This window comes from Priestia abyssalis (assembly GCF_002019595.1).
GTDB classification, from domain to species: domain Bacteria; phylum Bacillota; class Bacilli; order Bacillales; family Bacillaceae_H; genus Bacillus_BA; species Bacillus_BA abyssalis.
This window is the reverse complement of the sequence record NZ_KV917369.1, coordinates 1,571,621-1,589,603: the sequence shown is the minus strand read 5'-3', so window position 1 is coordinate 1,589,603 and position 17,983 is coordinate 1,571,621. Positions and strand designations below refer to the sequence as shown.

At 40.1% G+C, this 17,983-nt stretch carries 17 protein-coding genes and 1 pseudogene; 6 read left to right on the top strand and 12 right to left on the bottom strand.

The window, feature by feature from the left end; all coding sequences use genetic code 11:
* Nucleotides 1–101 precede the first annotated feature (101 nt).
* On the bottom strand, nt 102–2,624 hold the full coding sequence (locus BK575_RS07405; RefSeq protein WP_078409801.1) for an AAA domain-containing protein: 2,523 nt from the start codon (nt 2,622–2,624) through the stop codon (nt 102–104).
* 306 nt (nt 2,625–2,930) lie between these two features.
* Between BK575_RS07405 and BK575_RS07400 the strand changes: the two genes are divergently transcribed.
* Entirely contained in the window at nt 2,931–3,497 is a 567-nt protein-coding gene (locus BK575_RS07400; RefSeq protein WP_139367986.1) for a hypothetical protein, read from the top strand.
* 235 nt (nt 3,498–3,732) lie between these two features.
* Here the strand turns inward: BK575_RS07400 and BK575_RS07395 are convergent, their stop codons facing one another.
* Both BK575_RS07395 and BK575_RS07390 read right to left on the bottom strand, forming a co-directional pair.
* Nucleotides 3,733–4,836, bottom strand: coding sequence for a M24 family metallopeptidase (locus BK575_RS07395; protein ID WP_078409797.1), 1,104 nt, complete (start codon nt 4,834–4,836; stop codon nt 3,733–3,735).
* Between the two features lie 103 nt (nt 4,837–4,939).
* On the bottom strand, nt 4,940–5,725 hold the full coding sequence (locus tag BK575_RS07390) for a 3-hydroxybutyrate dehydrogenase (protein ID WP_078409795.1): 786 nt from the start codon (nt 5,723–5,725) through the stop codon (nt 4,940–4,942).
* A gap of 299 nt (nt 5,726–6,024) precedes the next feature.
* Here BK575_RS07390 and BK575_RS07385 point away from each other — a divergent pair, with 299 nt between their 5' ends.
* A complete protein-coding gene (locus BK575_RS07385; protein ID WP_078414690.1) occupies nt 6,025–7,119 on the top strand; it encodes a mechanosensitive ion channel family protein in 1,095 nt (364 codons plus the stop codon).
* A 40-nt stretch (nt 7,120–7,159) separates the two neighbouring features.
* Here the strand turns inward: BK575_RS07385 and BK575_RS07380 are convergent, their stop codons facing one another.
* The 7 genes and pseudogenes from BK575_RS07380 to BK575_RS07350 form a co-directional block, all read right to left on the bottom strand.
* Complete coding sequence (locus BK575_RS07380) at nt 7,160–8,518, bottom strand: hemolysin family protein (protein ID WP_169907638.1); 1,359 nt, start codon at nt 8,516–8,518, stop codon at nt 7,160–7,162.
* 131 nt (nt 8,519–8,649) lie between these two features.
* Nucleotides 8,650–9,060: a MerR family transcriptional regulator gene (locus BK575_RS07375; RefSeq protein WP_028396531.1), complete on the bottom strand. Its 411-nt coding sequence runs from the start codon at nt 9,058–9,060 to the stop codon at nt 8,650–8,652.
* Between the two features lie 87 nt (nt 9,061–9,147).
* Nucleotides 9,148–9,384: a hypothetical protein gene (locus BK575_RS07370; RefSeq protein WP_078409793.1), complete on the bottom strand. Its 237-nt coding sequence runs from the start codon at nt 9,382–9,384 to the stop codon at nt 9,148–9,150.
* Nucleotides 9,385–9,820: 436 nt separating this feature from the next.
* Nucleotides 9,821–10,864: a sporulation integral membrane protein YtvI gene (gene ytvI / locus BK575_RS07365; protein ID WP_169907636.1), complete on the bottom strand. Its 1,044-nt coding sequence runs from the start codon at nt 10,862–10,864 to the stop codon at nt 9,821–9,823.
* Between the two features lie 222 nt (nt 10,865–11,086).
* A pseudogene (locus tag BK575_RS29545) lies at nt 11,087–11,307 on the bottom strand (Sir2 family NAD-dependent protein deacetylase); the annotation flags it as partial.
* Between the two features lie 493 nt (nt 11,308–11,800).
* Nucleotides 11,801–12,292, bottom strand: coding sequence for a PCYCGC motif-containing (lipo)protein (locus tag BK575_RS07355; protein WP_078409789.1), 492 nt, complete (start codon nt 12,290–12,292; stop codon nt 11,801–11,803).
* Nucleotides 12,293–12,560: 268 nt separating this feature from the next.
* Nucleotides 12,561–13,220 carry a VC0807 family protein gene (locus tag BK575_RS07350; protein ID WP_078414688.1) on the bottom strand — a complete coding sequence of 220 codons (660 nt, stop codon included), beginning with the start codon at nt 13,218–13,220 and terminating at the stop codon, nt 12,561–12,563.
* Nucleotides 13,221–13,438: 218 nt separating this feature from the next.
* On the opposite strand from BK575_RS07350, the gene BK575_RS07345 reads away from it, so the two are divergent.
* On the top strand, nt 13,439–13,618 hold the full coding sequence (locus BK575_RS07345; protein WP_078409787.1) for a hypothetical protein: 180 nt from the start codon (nt 13,439–13,441) through the stop codon (nt 13,616–13,618).
* 168 nt (nt 13,619–13,786) lie between these two features.
* On the opposite strand, the gene BK575_RS07340 is transcribed toward BK575_RS07345, so the two are convergent.
* Nucleotides 13,787–14,500, bottom strand: a complete 714-nt coding sequence (locus BK575_RS07340; RefSeq protein ID WP_078409785.1) for a CAP domain-containing protein — start codon at nt 14,498–14,500, stop codon at nt 13,787–13,789.
* Between the two features lie 626 nt (nt 14,501–15,126).
* Between BK575_RS07340 and BK575_RS07335 the strand changes: the two genes are divergently transcribed.
* The 3 genes from BK575_RS07335 (at nt 15,127) to BK575_RS07325 (ending at nt 17,611) form a co-directional block, all read left to right on the top strand.
* Nucleotides 15,127–15,948: a DUF4397 domain-containing protein gene (locus BK575_RS07335; protein WP_078409783.1), complete on the top strand. Its 822-nt coding sequence runs from the start codon at nt 15,127–15,129 to the stop codon at nt 15,946–15,948.
* Nucleotides 15,941–16,552 carry a class F sortase gene (locus BK575_RS07330; RefSeq protein WP_169907631.1) on the top strand — a complete coding sequence of 204 codons (612 nt, stop codon included), beginning with the start codon at nt 15,941–15,943 and terminating at the stop codon, nt 16,550–16,552. Before BK575_RS07335 ends, BK575_RS07330 begins: the two co-directional genes overlap by 8 nt.
* 201 nt (nt 16,553–16,753) lie before the next feature.
* Nucleotides 16,754–17,611 carry a glycerophosphodiester phosphodiesterase gene (locus BK575_RS07325; protein WP_235867328.1) on the top strand — a complete coding sequence of 286 codons (858 nt, stop codon included), beginning with the start codon at nt 16,754–16,756 and terminating at the stop codon, nt 17,609–17,611.
* Between the two features lie 72 nt (nt 17,612–17,683).
* Here BK575_RS07325 and BK575_RS07320 read toward each other — a convergent pair whose 3' ends face one another.
* Entirely contained in the window at nt 17,684–17,902 is a 219-nt protein-coding gene (locus tag BK575_RS07320) for a hypothetical protein (protein WP_139367984.1), read from the bottom strand.
* Nucleotides 17,903–17,983 lie beyond the last annotated feature (81 nt).

Here is a 17,983-nt window from a genome sequence, read left to right as displayed (position 1 = left end):
GTATTGGCACTGAAGAAATAAATGTATATGAACTGGCTGGTTTTTCAAGTGAAGTCATACTTCCCATTTTCCCCGCAGCATGTTCTGCCTAAACTTATTGTTCAAAACAACTGCCGAGGCTGCACCGCTTTTTCGCATCGCGGACATTTAGCGTAGACGTGTCCATTTTCCGAAATCGATTCCAGCTCTTTCCCGCATGGTGCACATCTTATATCCGCATATTGGATATATCGCTCTAATATAAAACGGGTCACTCCTCCTGTATTTCCGCAATAGTGGCAAAGAAGCCGAACCTTTCCCTTTGCGGTCACTTCTGCTTCCCGACGGCTATTGCATTCGGGACATCGCTCCCATATATCCAAATACTTTGATAAAGGATAATCTGCCTTACCCGCATTTATTGACCGATTTTCTTGTTTTTCCTCTATATCACTTGATGTCCAGTCCATATATTCGATTAACAAATCGATTGAATCCGGTGCATACAGCCTGGCAGAAGGAAAGCCAGGATTCGTATATGGTTGATTGATCCAGCAGATTTTTTCATCCAGGATTGAAAAGGTAAGAGGATTTCGCGAAGGAATGACGTTTGCCCGGGTGATCGGCACAGCGGAAGGTTCCTTTGTCAAAACCGTCAATGTACCTTTTATCTCATTTAAAAGCTCCCATTCATCTTTCGTGACCTTACTAGCATAAGGAACACATATCATCATCGATTTCTTCACATTCTTTATATCCTTTTTCCATTGTTCAGTATCAATTGCTTTATACCAAACAAGATGCTTATTTTGTATAAGTTGAGACAAATAATCATTCTGTTCGTATATTTTCCCTTGTTCCGAAAAATGATCAATCATTTTGGAAACGGCTCGCTCTTTTGGTACACGTTCTTTCATATAATGGGCATCGGCCATCACAAGCAGCTTTCCACGTGCCCTCGTCATGGCGACATTAACGAGCCGATCTCCTTTTTTATCCGTTAATAAAACGCCCGGCCTGGACTGAGGAAAGCTATCGACAAGATCAAAGATCATCATATCGCACTCAGACCCTTGAAATTTGTGAACCGTCGCTGCCAAAATCTCTTTTCCCGGCAAAAGCTCTTGAATGATACTGTTGACAAGACGGGCCTGTGCTTTATACGGGGTAACGTAGCCAATCGATGTCATTCCGCTTTTTTGGGCGCGAACAATATAACTGACAGCGAGCACTGCCGAAAACAAGTTAAAGCGGGAATCTGTTGAGATGTCCTTTAGCGCAAATGCTCCTATCCCCTTCATATTTAATAAAACAGCCGCTTCATTCGGAAACGGAAGGTGCCTGGCAATGCTTTGCTTTGTATGGACAGATGGGTGATTCGACACTTTATTTTCATAAATATATTGATTTGTAAACGCAGCAATTTGCTCATGCATACGCCGCTGTCGGGTCAGCATGAATAAGTTTGGATGTTCCTTTTCTTTTTCTGTCCTTCCTGCAATACCTGCTTGATGGAACAAATCCTCTTTCAGCCATTCATTGACATAGGCATGTTCCGACATGGCAATTGGAGGAAGCTGTTTAAAATCGCCGCACACGACCGTTTTTCTCCCCAATGAAGCCGCAAAGGCAATTTGAGGAACATATGCCATACTCATTTCATCCACCACGACCAAATCGTACTCTTGCTCATAAATCACCCGATCTGTCGCCGCTTTGGACAAAGTGGCGCCTACTACTTTTCCTTGCCCAATCAATTCTTTTTCAAGCTCGGCTATCGCACTTCGAACACGTTGCAACTGTTCATCTACACGAGCGAGCTGATGAGCAGATCCATACGTAAGACGCTTTCGTTCTTCCTCTAAAGATTCTTTCTTCTCGGCAAGATGAGGGTTCTCTGTTTCCACGAGCTTAGAGGAAAGCAATGATGCATGGGCCTTGACTTGCTCATTACGACTTGTACCGTAACGAATAACCTCTCCAGGTTTAAATAGCTTTTTTGTTTCCGCATAAGAAGTAAAGGCAAGCATTAACACATCGACCGCTGCATTGCTGTGAGCCAATACGAGCACTTTCCGTCCTGTTCGATAATGGCTGGCGATAATTCGGGCCAGTGTATATGTTTTTCCTGTTCCAGGCGGCCCCCAAATATACGTCGTGGCATTATAATGCGACCGAAGAATGACCTCATGGAGAGCATTTTCTACTGGTTTTCCGATATGTTTCACCGGTGCTTCTCCCGACATCAGACGCTTGATGCGACTGCGTTTTTGCTTGATTTCTGCTATTTCATCCAGCCTGATGACCAATGACTCAAGGAGCTCCCACGGTTCGCTGTATATGTCCATTTCTTCGATACTTCCGCCGAGATAAAGAGGAAGCTTTAACATAAGTTCCTGGCCTTCTGTCGCCACGACCTCCCCTTTATCCTCTTCTCCCTGAAACACAAAACGGACGGGCGCGCCGTCCGGCAGATAAAGATCAGATGACAAGTGAAATAAATAAAGGAACTCATCCTGTCCTCGGACGAGCAGCCTTCCGTCCCTTAAAGTATGACGTTCTCCACCATATTCTTTTAAATGGTCGATTTCAATCATCAATGCGCGTTTCCACTCTTTTAAATACCCTTGAACGGACCGTTTCATGCTGTATAACTCCTTTTGTCCCAACGGTTTATAGGCCTTCTATTTTAACATATCTCCAACAGCAGAATATACCTTTATACATTTTCCATCCATTTGTCAATTTGTACAACATTCATAAATTATCCATAATATTTTTACGTTATTTAACAAAGAAGGAAAAAAAGATTATAATGACTATAATGGCATATACTTCTTTAGGAGTTGAGAATAAGATTGCGCACACTTTTTCGGATTAAGCTATTTATTATTTGCTTCATTGTGTTTTTCTTGTTTGCCGCCTGCGCATACAAGGAAGAACAACCAAAAGTGACACAACCAGAACCGCCTGTGGAAGAAAAAACAGAAGCGGCTGTTATTTCTCCTTATGACTTAAGTGAACGCGAGCTTCATTTATTGCGTGGATCTGGTGTTGATACGAATGATTTTCTTGCGTTTGTAGTCAATTGGAATGGAGAAGAACCCCTGCCTTTACAAGCCAAGGTTGATGTATATGAAAACGGTCAATTTAAACAAGCTATTTTTGAAGATGCCCTTTTAACGACCGACAATCCAGACAAAGAGCATCTGTTAACATTTGCCAAACATGAGGATTCCAATTCTGCCCTCGAAACGGAATGGATTGTATCCTACCAGCCTGGAAGCTCCTTTACGTCTGTATATAACACAAATCCTGAAATGACAGGTTGGTCCCTTCAAAGAGCAGAACGTGAGTATGTGATTGGAACTAAAAAAAACTATATCCTGGGGGCCCTTATAGGCGGGCGCGGCGGGAACATTAAAAGTGACTTTGATTTAACGGAAGGCGGAGAGCTTTCTCTAAAGACACTCGAAAATGATTTTGTTTACGTATTCAGTGTGGAAGTGATGGAATAACATCTGAAAGCGAGGCGGCTCCAGTAAATGAATACTGTCACATAAGGTCAAATAATGAGAGAGAATCTTTTTACGACAGTTGTATTAAACAATGACGTTAATTTCCGTTTTTTTGACTCATTCTTGTAAAATGGGCTCTCACGAAAAACATTGGTACTGCTGTTTTTTCATGAGGGCCCATTTTACGTAGTTTGTATGGAACGGTCAAGAACCGTTCCATACAAACTACGGTGTTTTATTTAATGATTTGCAGTTCTTTTGGATACTTAGTTAACGTTTCGAAACCTTCCTTCGTTACCACGACATCGTCCTCGATTCTTACGCCACCAACGCCCGGCACATAAATACCCGGTTCGATTGTGTACACCATGCCTTCTTTTAAAATGCCGTCATTGTCTTTACTCATGGACGGAAATTCATGAACACTGATGCCAAGCCCGTGTCCAATTCGATGAGGAAAATAATCCCCGTAACCTGCGTTTGTAATAATATCTCTTGCCGTCATATCCAAATCGCCAATGCGTGTTCCAGGCTTACTCTTTTCTAATGCCGCTAATTCAGCCTTTAAAACCGTCTCATAAATATCACGCTGCTTTTCGTTTACATCGCCAAATACAACAGTACGAGTAATATCAGAGCAGTATCCATCAAGCACAACACCGAGATCAAATAAGACGAAGTCCCCTTCTTTTAGTTGGCGAAGGCCTGGATTTCCGTGTGGATCTGCCGATTTCTCGCCAAACAAAACCATTGTTGAAAAGGACATTTCACGAATACCTTTTCGTTTCAATTCGTATTCGATAGCCGCCAGCACACCCATTTCCGTCACGCCCGCTTTCAGCGCTTCAACCCCTACTTGAACACCGTAATCCGCCAATTCCGCGGCTTGTTTTAAAATAGCAATTTCCAGCGGTTCTTTCACAGAACGCAATTCATTCATCTTCTCTTCCGCTGCATGAAGCACCGCTTGTGGAAATAATTGAAGCAATGATTCAGCACGTCCATATGCCAGCGCTTCCTTTTCAACGGCAATAGCCGATACTTTCGAAATGCCGCGTTTATGTAAAGACTCTTTAATCATGTTCCACGGGTTTTCATGGTCATGATATCCGATGATTTCATGTTCCCATCCTGCCGCTTTAGCCTGTCCCATTTCCATAAACGGACAAACAAAAAATGGCTCGGCCTCCTGGAAGGCAAATACACCCATCAAGCGTTCATGCGGGTCTGTATAAAAATTAGTCACATAAAACACATTTTCTGTTGAATGAAGGAATGCCATATCATATTCTTTTTCTTTTAACCAATTGGTCACATGTTCTAAACGTGCTGATGCCATATAAAAAACCCCTCTCGCTAACGTGAACAAATATAGTATGTTGCTCTTTTCACTTCCATCATACGCTAAAATATCTCATAACGAAAGTAAGATACTTCTATGCTTATTGAGCAGTGTAGCCGCCATCGAGAACAGCCGCTTGCCCTGTGATGCCTTTTGCTTTTTCACTTGCTAAAAATACCGCATAATCTGCGATTTCCTTTACATCGATTAAGCGTTTTTGAGGAACTAAAGGGAAGATTACTTCCTCAAATACTTTTTCAATAGGAATTTTCCGAGTTTCCGCGATTTCAGCCAATTGATTTTGAACAAGCGGTGTATCCACATAGCCCGGACAAAGCGCATTCACTGTAATTCCATGCGCAGCACCTTCAAGAGCTGCCACTTTTGTCAACCCAATGACGCCGTGCTTGGCACTATTGTATGCCGCTTTACCGGAAAAACCGATTAATCCGTTAATGGAAGCCATGTTAATCACACGGCCGTATCCTTGTTCCTTCATAATTGGGAACGCTTTCTTAATAGCTGTAAAAGGAGCTGTCAGCATCACTTTAATCATGAATTCAAATTTTTCTGTCGGAAAGTCTTCAATGTTGGACACATATTGCAGTCCTGCATTGTTCACTAAAATATGTAAACCGTCGAACGTATCCATCGCATGTTTAATCGCCGCCTCAACCTGTTCTTCGTTTGTTACATCACAAGCGAAAGCGGTTGCTTCAAACCCTTCATTCATAAGTTTATCCGCCGCAAGTTTTGCTGCCTGTTCATTTAAATCGGTAATTACAACCTTTGCCCCTTCTCTGGCCATTTCACGTGTGACTTCTAATCCAATACCGCTTGCTGCACCTGTCACAAGCGCTGTTTTTCCTGCTAATAAACCATTCATTGATTTTCCCCCTTGTTCATCATATATACACATTCCTCTTTAATTTTTCGAGAAAACAGACTGATTCCCTGCAAACCGTTGCTCAAATAATTTCTTTAAATAAATATATGAAGTGCACATGGCTTATCACATAGAAAGAAATAACGGAAATAGGTACATTCTCCCGTTGTTATTTCTCCATTTCTTGCATACAATACCTCTTATCACAAGATTGATAGCTTTACTTTTTAGTAGAACAAAAATAGTGGATGTGCTATTTTATTAACATCTATTGATTTAGGGAGGTTTTTTGTAAGGTGATGGAAATGATCCTTTCATTGGAAGAATGGAAGAATCTTGGTATTGCAATTGGGATTTTTCTGATTTTCTTAGTATTGCGAAAGTTGTTTACAACCTATGTATTTAAGCTGGTTCTTGGATTTATGAAAAATATAAAAATTGACTTTGCAGCTAAAATTTTGGAGTCATTTGAAAAGCCGCTTCGTTGGCTGTTCGTCATTATCGGTATTCAAGTCGCTTTGCCATATTTACCGTTTGAACTAATAGCGCACGACACAGAAAGAAAAATCTTCCGTTCCCTTTTCATTTGGCTGGCAGCATGGGGAATTTATGACTTAACAGCCTCAACATCGGAGATTTTTGCCCATTTTGTCAAACGCTTTGATTTCCAAATTGATCGTATTGTCATTCCATTTGTGGAGAAAATGGTGCGCCTTATTATAATCGTACTCGCCTTTTCCATCATCGCAGAGGAATGGGGCTTTAACGTAAATGGATTCATCGCTGGTCTGGGTCTTGGAGGTCTTGCCTTTGCATTGGCAGCAAAAGATACGATCGGAAACTTTTTCGGCGGTATTGTCATCGTGACGGAAAAGCCATTTACCATCGGTGATTGGATTAAAACACCAAGTGTAGAAGGAACGGTAGAAGATATCACATTCCGAAGTACAAAGGTCCGTACATTTGCTCAAGCGCTCGTTACCGTGCCGAATGCAACTCTTTCCAATGAGCCGATTATTAACTGGTCGAAAATGGGCAAGCGGCAGGTAGCCTTTCATTTGGGAGTGACTTACAGCACTTCCCGTGAACAGTTGGAGACTGTCGTGTATCGCATCAAGCAAATGCTAATTGCTGATGAGGATGTTCATAATGAAACCATTCTCGTTAACTTTGACCGTTTCAATGAGTCAAGTCTGGACATTTATCTATATTTCTTTACCAATACCATTGCTTTTAATGACTACCTAAAAGTGAAAGAACAAGTCAACTTTAAAATCATGGAAATTTTCGAAGAAGCTGGTGTAGAATTCGCCTTCCCTACGCGCACTCTTGTCATCGATAATCAAGGGGAAGCGATAAAGGAAGAAGAATTATTTGAAAAAGCACGAGGATAAAAATGAAACAAAAAGAGCTCCTTTCTGGGAGCTCTTTTTGTTAGGCAGACACTTCTGATTGCTTTAAATTCACTTTCGCAACCGATTCGTTTCCTTCCACTACTTCTCTTTTTTTCGTAATTTCAACATATTGAATATGATGGCCTTCCATCTCTGTCACTTTAAATTGATAGGAATCGAGCGAAATTACCTGGCCTTGTTTAATATCATAGTTTTCGGTTAACAACCAGCCGCCGATTGTATCTACATCCGTATCGTCAATCTCTGTTCCTAATAAATCATTTACTTCCCCAACTAATACTTTAGCATCGAGAATATAATGGTCGTCTTTAATTTTTTGAACAAGCGGACGCTCATCTGCATCAAATTCATCGCGAATTTCGCCGACAATCTCTTCTAAAATATCCTCAACCGTTACTAATCCCGCTGTTCCACCATATTCATCCACTAAGATAGCCATATGAATTCGTTCTTTTTGCATTTTCAACAGCAAGTCATGGATTGGAATGGATTCAATCACTTGAATCACAGGACGAATATATCCTTCCAACTTTAATTCCTCTTGCTTTTCATCAAATACGAAGTCCGTAAACACTTCCTTCATATTGACCATCCCGATAATATGGTCCTTATCTCCATCCACAATCGGATAGCGCGTGTATTTCTCTTCCCTCACGATATCCAATACACCTTGAAGTGTATCTTCTTTTGAAAAGGAAACGACCTCTGTACGCGGAACCATAATTTCTTTTGCGATACGGTCATCAAATTCAAAAATTTTATTTACATATTTAAACTCGGATTGATTAATCTCCCCGCTTTTGTAGCTTTCTGATAAAATGATGCGTAATTCTTCTTCTGAGTGAGCCAATTCATGTTCGGACACTGGTTTAAGTCCAAATATGCCTGTCACTAAACGTGCTGATCCGTTAAGCGCCCAAATGAACGGGAACATAATTTTATAAAAGACAATCAACGGCGGCGCGAATAACAAGCTCACTCGCTCTGTTTTTTGGATCGCTAATGTTTTAGGCGCTAATTCCCCAATGACAACGTGGAGAAATGTGATAGATGCAAAGGCGATTCCAAATGATAGAAGACTGGCAACTGAGTCAGAAAGGGAAAGTTTTTCAAAAAGCGGATGAAGTAATCGTTCCACTGTCGGCTCTCCCAACCAACCTAATCCTAATGCAGTGATTGTAATTCCAAGCTGGCATGCCGATAAATACTCATCCAAGTTCGTAATGACTATTTTGGCAGCACGTGCATTCTTACTTCCTTCTGCAATCAACTGATCAATGCGAGAACTGCGAATTTTTACAATCGCAAATTCTGACGCGACGAAAAAGGCGGTTAAGGCAATTAAAATCGCCACTAAAACCAAGTTAAATATGTCCAAAAAAGTTCCTTAGCTCGCACAAAACGAGTAAGGAGTCACCTCCTAAAAAAGTTAGTTATTGTATATTTATTATGTTTACCTTCATCTAACCTTTGTTCTGTGACACACGTTCATATTAAGCCTTGATTCTATCAAATTAAGAGTACAAGCAATGATTGAATAAGTGACATGCTTTGATTCGATAGTTGTGTGGATAAGAGGCGCTTTTGATCATCGTCCAACTTTTCCACAATGGGCATGAATCCCGAAAGTTCTTGATTTAAATGTTCCAAATGTTTGGCAATAACTTTTGCTTGATCCAGCATTTCTTCTTCCTCTACATGCTGGCTTTTAACCAATTCAATTTTTTTTCGAATCTCATCCAACGGCATATGAAGCTTCTTACAATTTTCAATGAACTTCAAATCCTCTAATGCTTCTTCCGAATAGTACCGGTAATTGGACGGGGAACGTTTTGCTTGCAGCAACCCTAATTTTGTATAGTAATCAATCGTGCGCTTTGAAACATTGGCCGCTGAAGCTAACTCGCCAATTTTATACACTGCCCCATTGTATCACCTCATGGTTGTTTCTTATTTCTATTTTAAATCGCTTCAAAGCATACAGTCAATCGTTTTGGTTGTCCGTTTTTAAAAACGTCCTTTCTTTTTTTCAAAATTCGGAAAATAAAAACTAAAAATAATGAAGGCAAAGCCGATGGTAAATAAAATGAAAGGCATCCTTACTGCAAAGGCTTGCGCATAGTGCTCCACTGTTCTTGTATGAATGGGCAACAAGTTTAATTCAAACATCAAATCCAGTGCTGCCACAGATTGAAACAATATCCCAATGAAAAAAAGACTAAGACGAATCATAAATGTCCGCATTGAGGCATTCCTTTCTCACATGATAATGTTCCTTTCTTCTTTTAATTGAAGGCCCTTTTTGGAAAACCATTTCTCGTTTCTTTCGGCCGTTTCTCCTTTGTTCTGCGCTTACAAGGAGGAAAGCTCATTTTCAGCGTACAGTTGGTAGTTTCCTTTATTACAACCTATGCACAAAACCATGACGTTATACGTTGAGCTTCACTTAACAGCAGAAGCTTCCTTACCATTATATAGATGCAATAAATCATTCCGACTTCCATAGATACCGCTTTTCGTTTCAAAACATGATATACCTCCAAATCTCTAATAGACCACACAAACTAATTTTTTAATAAAAGGCCTCGTCACGAAATCCCTGATTTTTCTGAAATTTCAAGACGAGGCCTTTTATGAGGATGATCCAAAAGGGCAGGTTCTTGCCCTTTTGGATCATCCTCTATATTTTAAAGTTGAGCTTTAAAATATTGGCTCGAATAATCGTCTCGATTACAATCACAAGAGCCGGTCCTGCAATCAAACCGATAACCCCAAGCATTTTAAACCCTAAATAGATGCTGATAAGGGAAGCGAGAGGCGAAATGCCCAAGCTCTGAGAAAGCACTTTCGGTTCAATTACCCTTCTTAATACGGTAATGACTACAAATAATATAATTAAGCCAATCCCTGTTTTATTGTCTCCGTTTATAATCATAAAAACAGCCCATGGAACCAGCGCAGAGCCAGTTCCCAAAATGGGAAGCAAATCCACAATGACAATAATAAGAGAAATAATAGCAATATATTTGACTCCTATAATCCATAGTCCAATAAAAGAAACCATATATGTGATAAAACTGAGTAAAAACTGGGCTTTCAAAAATCCGATTCCGGCACGGCTCAATTGACGCATAATAAGCTCGACTTTCGCCTTTGTTTTATCGGTAAGAAAACTCGTCGCTTTACGCTTTAATGATGGCAGTTCCAGGCTGAACAAGAACAAAGCGATAAAGTAAATGATCAGCTCGATCATGAACGTAGGAACAGTCGCCAACAAATTCAATGTTAATTCTGCTACGTTGGAAGCAAACTGAATCAGTGCTTGTTTCGATGAATCAATAGACGATTCAATTGATTCGACCAGCTCAGGAGGCAAGTTATCCGATACTTTTTGCCATTGAAAAAGATACTCTTTAATTGGTTCCACATTAAAGTTCCTCACCCATTCAGGAACACGCTTGGAAAAAATAACGATTTGGTCTATCAGCAAGACGATAACAAAATAAAAGAGCAAGCCGATTGCCGCCAAAAACATACAAAATGTCATGGTGACCGCATAGATTCGTTTCAGACTAAAGCGGTCTTCAAAAAACTTTACGGCTCCATCAAGCAAGAGGGCCGTAAATAACCCCAGCACTAACGGCATGCTGTATGGTAAAAACCATGCGAGCAACGCACCAACAATAATAAGGAAAATCCATTTTTTATTTTTCTGAAACCACACAAGCACTTCCCCTTCTTACCGAAAATTCAAAGATGTTTTATAACATTCTATTGTATATCATTTTCAATGAACTTGCTTGAAAATGAAAGGTCTCATCAGATCTGCAGCTTTGACACTGTGTGTCCAATCGAATCGGAAATCACCAAGTCGAAAAGATGATCAAAATGGGTTGCATCACGATTAATGATAACCATAGGGATAGTCCCTTGTTTATGGACGAGCTAATGGCCAAAACTCTTTTGGACGTCTCTCAAAAAAAGGACGGGACACTACGTCAACAAAGCTCATGTTTTGTTTATATAGACCATTTTGAGAACAAAATCAGGGATACCAGATTCTGTACTAATACCAGCACCCGTAAAAAAGGTAATCGTTTTAGCTTGATCGATCCATTGTTGCAATTGAGCAATAGCTGGCTCCACCGATGTCACACCCTTTCCCATTTGATTTATATTTTACCATACAAAACCTTCCCGGCAGGAATAAAAGACTTGAAAATTTACAATGTTTTATTTCTTCCATTAAATGATGAAAACACGGATAAAAATATCCGTGTTTTCATCATTTACATGTACTATAGTAGTCGTTAATGCTCTCTAAAATACTTGGGTATTCATCAATCCATTCAAACTGCTGAGACTGTTCCTGTTTCTCTTCCTGCTGAGGCATAATATCCTCTCCTTTTCGAACTCTTCTTGTTATATAACATATGCTCGATAAAACCAATTGTTTCATAACAATTCTGTTTTTTCCGAAAAAAATAAAAACCGGATGGGAAAAGAGGTATTCTCTTTTCCCATCCGGTTCAATTCAAGTGGTCTGAATAACCAATTGTGAATGTTTCTCGATGGAATGAAGCTGTGCCAAGTTATTAAGTGGAATGCATATAGTTAACATAATAATATTATGGACACTTAATCTTTAAATAGCTATCTATTAAACCTCTGGAGTCGGAGTTGGCTTTGCATAGCCCTCTTTGTATTTTGTATCGATCATTTGACGAATTTCTTTAATCGATTTCCCTTTACTGTAATCAATAATCGACTCGGCTGCAATCTCTAGACAAACGCCGCATCTTGTGCCGTGATCATCCCATACGACCGCTCCGTTTTCTTTATTGTCATAAACAAAACAATCATAATTGCTCGTGTGACCTGCTGATTCCCCGCATCCGCAATAACAAGGAATGTTCTCCAGCAATTTTTGATGATTTGCGGCAGCTTGATACAGCACTTTCATGTCATCGGATTTGGCTGTCAAAAACTTGGGCAAGCTATCCACACTTGCTGTTTCTTCACGCAAATCCCCCGTCACATGTTCTGCATGCTCATGACCTTCTTCTTCCCTTGTTGCCTGATTATCTCCGCAAGCTCCTAGTATAATCGTTGAAAATGCAACCATCGTTGTAAGCGCTGTTTTTAATTTCATTTCTTCGTCCTTTCTTCTTTCTTATTCCTATAAGAATTTTATACAGAACAAACCAATCTAGCAATCTTCTTCACGGAGATGTCAGAAACCATCTGATTTTTTACACTGCTCAAATGAACGGACACGAAGCTGGCCCATACGCAAAATTGATTTTCAATGAAAGGCCCCGTCAAGGAATCCCGGATCTTACTGGATTCTCAAGACGTGGACTTTCAGTAGGATGACCGAAAACGGCTGATTTTCACCCTTTTCACTCATCCTATTTGCATTAAGCTTGTATATTCGGATTTTCCGCGTCTCCTGTTTTATCCTGAAGCTTACGGATAATCATGTATGTGTAAATGCCGAGTAAAATCGTAAAAATCCAGTTGATGACTTGCATCACGATAATCATCTTCCCATAGCCTTCTACTCCATACTGGTTAATCAGCCAGAGCTTCACAACCGCTACCGCACCATAGCGAACACTAAATAATACCGTCAAAATGCGGAGCATTTTAAACATATCTTTTTCTTTCAAGTAAGTCATAATGTCTTTACGCTCATAACCCATAAGCTGAGCTGTATCCCCAAAGAAATACATCCCCATCGGCTTATTAACTAAAACCGTAGCCAAAAAGAAAAGAGCCAGTCCGAACATAAAATAAACTTGGTTATACAGCATTCTTTCTGCTTCACCTGATACCAAATCGATAATTGTACGCGCCAATAACGATACAACAATAAAAATTCCCGTAACATTGAACTGACGCTCTTTGACAAATTTATAAATGGTATAAAAGAAGGCAGGCGCAGTCGACAACAAGATTGCATAATAATCACCGATGAAGTCTCTTCCTTGATTCCATATTAAATAGGGCAACGCAATGTAAAAGATCAAATCAAATAATACGTTCGTCTGCTTTTTCGGTGTTTTTTGTTCTTCCATAACCGTTCCTTTCCGTAAAACAAATATCAGGAGCCCCATACATGTGAGTAAGGACACCTTATAGTTAGCCTTTATTCCTTATTATCTATTAAACCGCGGTTTTAGGGATAAAGTCAACTTGTTATCCTTCGAGCCTCTGAGGAACCAGTCCCTTCATGGACGCTTCAGCATAGTTTCAAAACCTCCCGGGTACATTAATTTTCATGGAGGTGATGATCATGTCAAACAATCAACAACGAAACAAACCGGCATTTAGAGCAAACGCTCAGAAAGTAAATGAGAAAACGCCTGTATCTAAACCATTTGAAACAGAATTCGCAATTGAGACAGATACACAGGCAGGAAAGCCATCACAAGCTCAAAAAGAAGATCAAAATAGCTGGTATGCTGGTGAATAACGAAATGCACAAATGGCAGTTCCGCTGTCCTTTTTAATATGACACCTTATTATTAGCTCACTTTTATAAGCAGCCGGGAAGAAACCCGCAGGGGAGCTTCCCGGCTGCTTATGCGTAAAGAAAATGGACAGGGGTATCCCCTGTCCATTTTCTTTACGTGCATTTATATTATTTGCTGATGAACATTTGTGTCCAGTACGTTGTACCTTGAGCGTCTTTCACAAAGCCAACTCCGATGTGAGTGAAGCTGCCGTTTAAGATATTTGCACGGTGGCCTTCACTGTTCATCCAAGCATTCATGACTTCCTGCGGTGTTTGCTGGCCTTTAGCAATATTTTCACCTGCTGATTTGTATGTGATACCAAATTGCTTCATCATGTCAAATGGTGAACCGTACGTTGGAGATTGGTGGCTGAAGTAGCCTTTGTTCATCATATCTTTTGATTTTTCACGAGCTACGTCGCTTAATTTTGTATCTAATTGTAATGGCTGTAAACCTGCTTTTTGTCTCTCTTGGTTAACTAAATTTGCTACTTGCTTTTCAAACTCGCTCACATTTGAAGCAGTTGTCGCTGCCGGTTTTTCTGTATTTGTTGCCGGTTGTTGCGCTGCTGGCTTGGCTTGTTGAGTTGTTGTTTGAGTAGGCTGTTTTACAGCTGCTGGCTGTGCCTGTTGTGTCGTTTTTGCAGGCTGTGCCGTTTTATATGTGAAACTGTATTTATTTAAAAGCTGTTGGATAAACGCACTGTCGACAGATTGTCCATTAACTGTATAAACATAAGTTTTGCAGTTAGTTGGTGCCTGTGTATTTGCACTTGCTCCTCCAGCAAAAATTGTCGTTGCTAATGCAGCTGCTGCTAAAATTGTACCTGTTTTTTTCATGTCGTTTTCCTCCTTGGTTTTACCTTGTTGGTTGACGACCCCCTGCAACCTATCATCCTAGAATTCTAGCAAAATCTCAACTCTCAATAATTTCCATCTATAAAAAAAGCAAAAATAAGAGCAGAAATCCGTTGGGACATCTGCTTTTGTCTTTGCTCAGGTAATATATAACATTATATAGATCGATTTAGAAAGTTCGACATAACCAAAGAACGGCTATGTATGGGAATAGAAGTTGAATTTACTGCATTTCGTTTCACTTAAAGAACAAGAAATGTTTGACATGAGAAAAAAGAGATCTACTTCCATATACCGGTAAAAAATGGGGTGCCTTTCTTGTTTCTTTACCTGCATCTGTTTATTGGACTTCCAATTTTATCTATCCTTTCTGGATTTTTATATCAATGGCTTTTTAAACGGACATGGCGGTGTTTAACCCCTGTCTATTTTTGATGCAAATGAAAGTGAAAAAAAATTTATTAGCACAGACCTCATCCTCCATTAATATGGGATAAAAGTAATTTTTTGTTTATACGTATATGTTTTTCCAATACTACACAAGATAAAGGACGTGCAACTAATACATCCAACTTTTACCATCAATTAAACAACAAAAGGAGAGATTGATGATGAAAAAGATATTTTTAACCTTACTAACACTTTTAGTCACTTTACTTCCTTTAGCGACTGTTCATTCACATGCTGAAATGCAAATGGAGTCACTCGTGCGCATTGTTCACGCTTCCCCTGATGCATCAGCTGTCGATATATACATAAATGAAGAACAAGTCGTCTCTGGAATCGTTTTTGCAGATGCAACCGATTACTTGAGTGTACCTGAAGGATCCAATTCTGTTGAAATTTATGAAGCCGGCACAAAAGGCGAAAAAGATCCCCTCATCACTGCATCTGTTAATGTACAGGGCGGAATGGCTTATACAGTCGTGGCAGCCAACACATTACAAAAACTGGAGCTGGAAATACTAAAAGATGACATGGAAGTGACGAATGGCAAAGCAAAAATCCGCATGTCACACTTATCCCCTGATGCTCCTGTCGTCAATGTGGGATTGCAAGGCGGAGATGTATTATTTAATAACTTGTCCTTTAAACAAACAAGCGACTATAAAGAACTTGAGCCAAATATTTATGATTTAGCTATTGCAACCGCAGATGGTCAGCAGCAAATTCTGGACCTTTCCGATACGGCATTAGCGCAAAATACCATTTATCACGTACTTGCCATCAATACAGCCAGCGATCTCGAAGTGTTAATTTTAGAAGATCAATCCGTGATGCCGCCTGAAGTACCGATGCCGTCAGAGATGCCAAAAACCGGAATGGGAGGAACTGCTGCCAGCTACTCGCTTGAAAACTTAGTTTATACGTCAGCCAGCGCTGTCATCCTTATTTTAATCGGTGTCGCCTTTCGTCGTTCCCGTGCTTAAGCGCATATGCTCCATTGGCTTATTGCTTCTCTTCTTTAGTTCAGGCTGTACGGCAAATGAATCTGCCTTACCTCTGCACCCGACACCAAATCAAGGAGAAACAAAGATTTCACAGCCTGTGTCTTTAGACATTCCAAAACTGGCTCTAACCGCTCCAATTGAAGCAAAAGGCTTATTGAATACAGGGCAAATGGCTGTTCCCGATAATCGAGATACGGTTGGCTGGTTTTCACCAGGAACAGTTCCAGGTCAACAAGGAAACGCGGTGATGGTCGGTCATGTCGATGATAAAACCGGACCAGCTGTCTTTTTCTATCTCAACCGCTTAACAACAGGCGACTTCATTCACGTAAAAGATAAAGACGGAAAAAAGCTTACATTTATGGTTAAGAAAAAAGAAGCATACGATCGTCAGCATGCCCCGCTTTCCATTATTTTCGGTCCAACAAATGCGAAACAGCTCAACTTGATTACATGTACCGGATCATTCAACCGGGAGCAAGGCACCCATGAAAAAAGGCTCGTTGTTTATACCACTCTCCTTGAACCGATTGGTCACTCGCCGAAAAACAAAACATATACATCGCAAAAACAATCGCCATGACATCATGGCGATTCTTTGTCATATCTTCCCCACGAAATGCCCATTTCCCCGAAACAAACTAAAATACTAAAACACCAAAACCATCATTGTTCATAAAACCTTTAACAACAAAATGGCAACTTTGTGAATGGGATGCATATTGAAGGCAAATCCTATTTGAAATATGATAATAAGTTGATGAAATTTTAGGAGGGAAACGATTTGACCATTTACCGGACATTACTCATACTCGCAGCTGCCGTATACTTTGTATTTGCTCTTTTCTTGCTCCCTTCTTCAGCAGACCATCACAATTTGCTCATCATTGCTCATCGGGGAGCCTCTGGATATGCGCCCGAGCATACGATTAAAGCTTATGAACTTGGTATTGAACAGGGCGGGACATATACAGAGATTGACTTGCAAATGACCAAAGACGGAACATTGATTGCACTACATGACGAAACTGTAGAGCGAACCACCAACGGAAAAGGATTGGCTAAACAATTGACACTCACTCAAATCAAAAAACTGGATGCTGGCTCTTCGTTTAATCATTTGAATCCAAAACGAGCCAAAAAGGAATATGAAGGATTACAAATACCGACACTTGAAGAGATTTTTCAAACATTCGGAAGCGGCCATCACTATTATATTGAAGTGAAAGCCCCTTCCCAATCCGGAGAAATGGAAGAAAAGCTCGTTGAACTACTAAAACGCTATGATATTAATATAAACCATATATATATCCAATCGTTTAGTAAAGACAGCTTACAAAAGCTGAAGCGATTGAACCCTTCTTTACGACTCATTCAGCTTCTTCCATCACACCTCTCTGGATTTATTACAAAAAAGCAATTAAAAATGATCAGCACATATGCAATGGGAGTGGGACCGAATGCCCGTCTTCTGACAAGTCAATATGTCCAAACGGTAAAAGCCGCTGGTCTTGACATTCACCCGTACACCGTCAATGATATAAAACAAATGAAACGGCTCATCAAGTGGGGAGTAGATGGAATGTTTACGGATTACCCTGATCGATTGGCTCATATTGTGAAAAATATTAAAGCAAAATAGGCGATTAGGATGACTCAAAAGAGAAAAAAACAGCCCTTTTGAGTCATCCTCATGAAAGTTGTTAATAAAACTTTATACAAAAAAGCCAGCCATAAAAGCGGCAATCATCAAGGCAATAATTACATAATTAAAGTAGCTGCGCTTACCATTTACAATATCAATAGCAAGAGACCCGGCGACACAAAATGGAAACGCACTTGGATGCGGGATGTATACTTTTGTTAATTGCAATATGAACAAAAGTAAAAAGGAAAACGAGAAAATTCCTTGAAGCCATATAAGTTTTTTCATTGCTTCTCCCTCTCTCATAAGTTCTCTTATTGTTATACGAGATTGCCCTCTCTTTTGTTTCACTCTCGCTTTGTAAATTCG

What these genes read in the sequence shown, in the direction of transcription:
- BK575_RS07405 (WP_078409801.1), bottom strand. Translation starts at nt 2,624, where the DNA reads ATGAAACGGTCCGTTCAAGGGTATTTAAAAGAGTGGAAACGCGCATTG.
- BK575_RS07395 (WP_078409797.1), bottom strand. Translation starts at nt 4,836, where the DNA reads ATGGCATCAGCACGTTTAGAACATGTGACCAATTGGTTAAAAGAAAAA.
- BK575_RS07390 (WP_078409795.1), bottom strand. Translation starts at nt 5,725, where the DNA reads ATGAATGGTTTATTAGCAGGAAAAACAGCGCTTGTGACAGGTGCAGCA.
- BK575_RS07385 (WP_078414690.1), top strand. Translation starts at nt 6,025, where the DNA reads ATGGAAATGATCCTTTCATTGGAAGAATGGAAGAATCTTGGTATTGCA.
- BK575_RS07370 (WP_078409793.1), bottom strand. Translation starts at nt 9,384, where the DNA reads ATGCGGACATTTATGATTCGTCTTAGTCTTTTTTTCATTGGGATATTG.
- BK575_RS07355 (WP_078409789.1), bottom strand. Translation starts at nt 12,292, where the DNA reads ATGAAATTAAAAACAGCGCTTACAACGATGGTTGCATTTTCAACGATT.
- BK575_RS07350 (WP_078414688.1), bottom strand. Translation starts at nt 13,220, where the DNA reads ATGGAAGAACAAAAAACACCGAAAAAGCAGACGAACGTATTATTTGAT.
- BK575_RS07345 (WP_078409787.1), top strand. Translation starts at nt 13,439, where the DNA reads ATGTCAAACAATCAACAACGAAACAAACCGGCATTTAGAGCAAACGCT.
- BK575_RS07340 (WP_078409785.1), bottom strand. Translation starts at nt 14,500, where the DNA reads ATGAAAAAAACAGGTACAATTTTAGCAGCAGCTGCATTAGCAACGACA.
- BK575_RS07335 (WP_078409783.1), top strand. Translation starts at nt 15,127, where the DNA reads ATGATGAAAAAGATATTTTTAACCTTACTAACACTTTTAGTCACTTTA.
- BK575_RS07320 (WP_139367984.1), bottom strand. Translation starts at nt 17,902, where the DNA reads ATGAAAAAACTTATATGGCTTCAAGGAATTTTCTCGTTTTCCTTTTTA.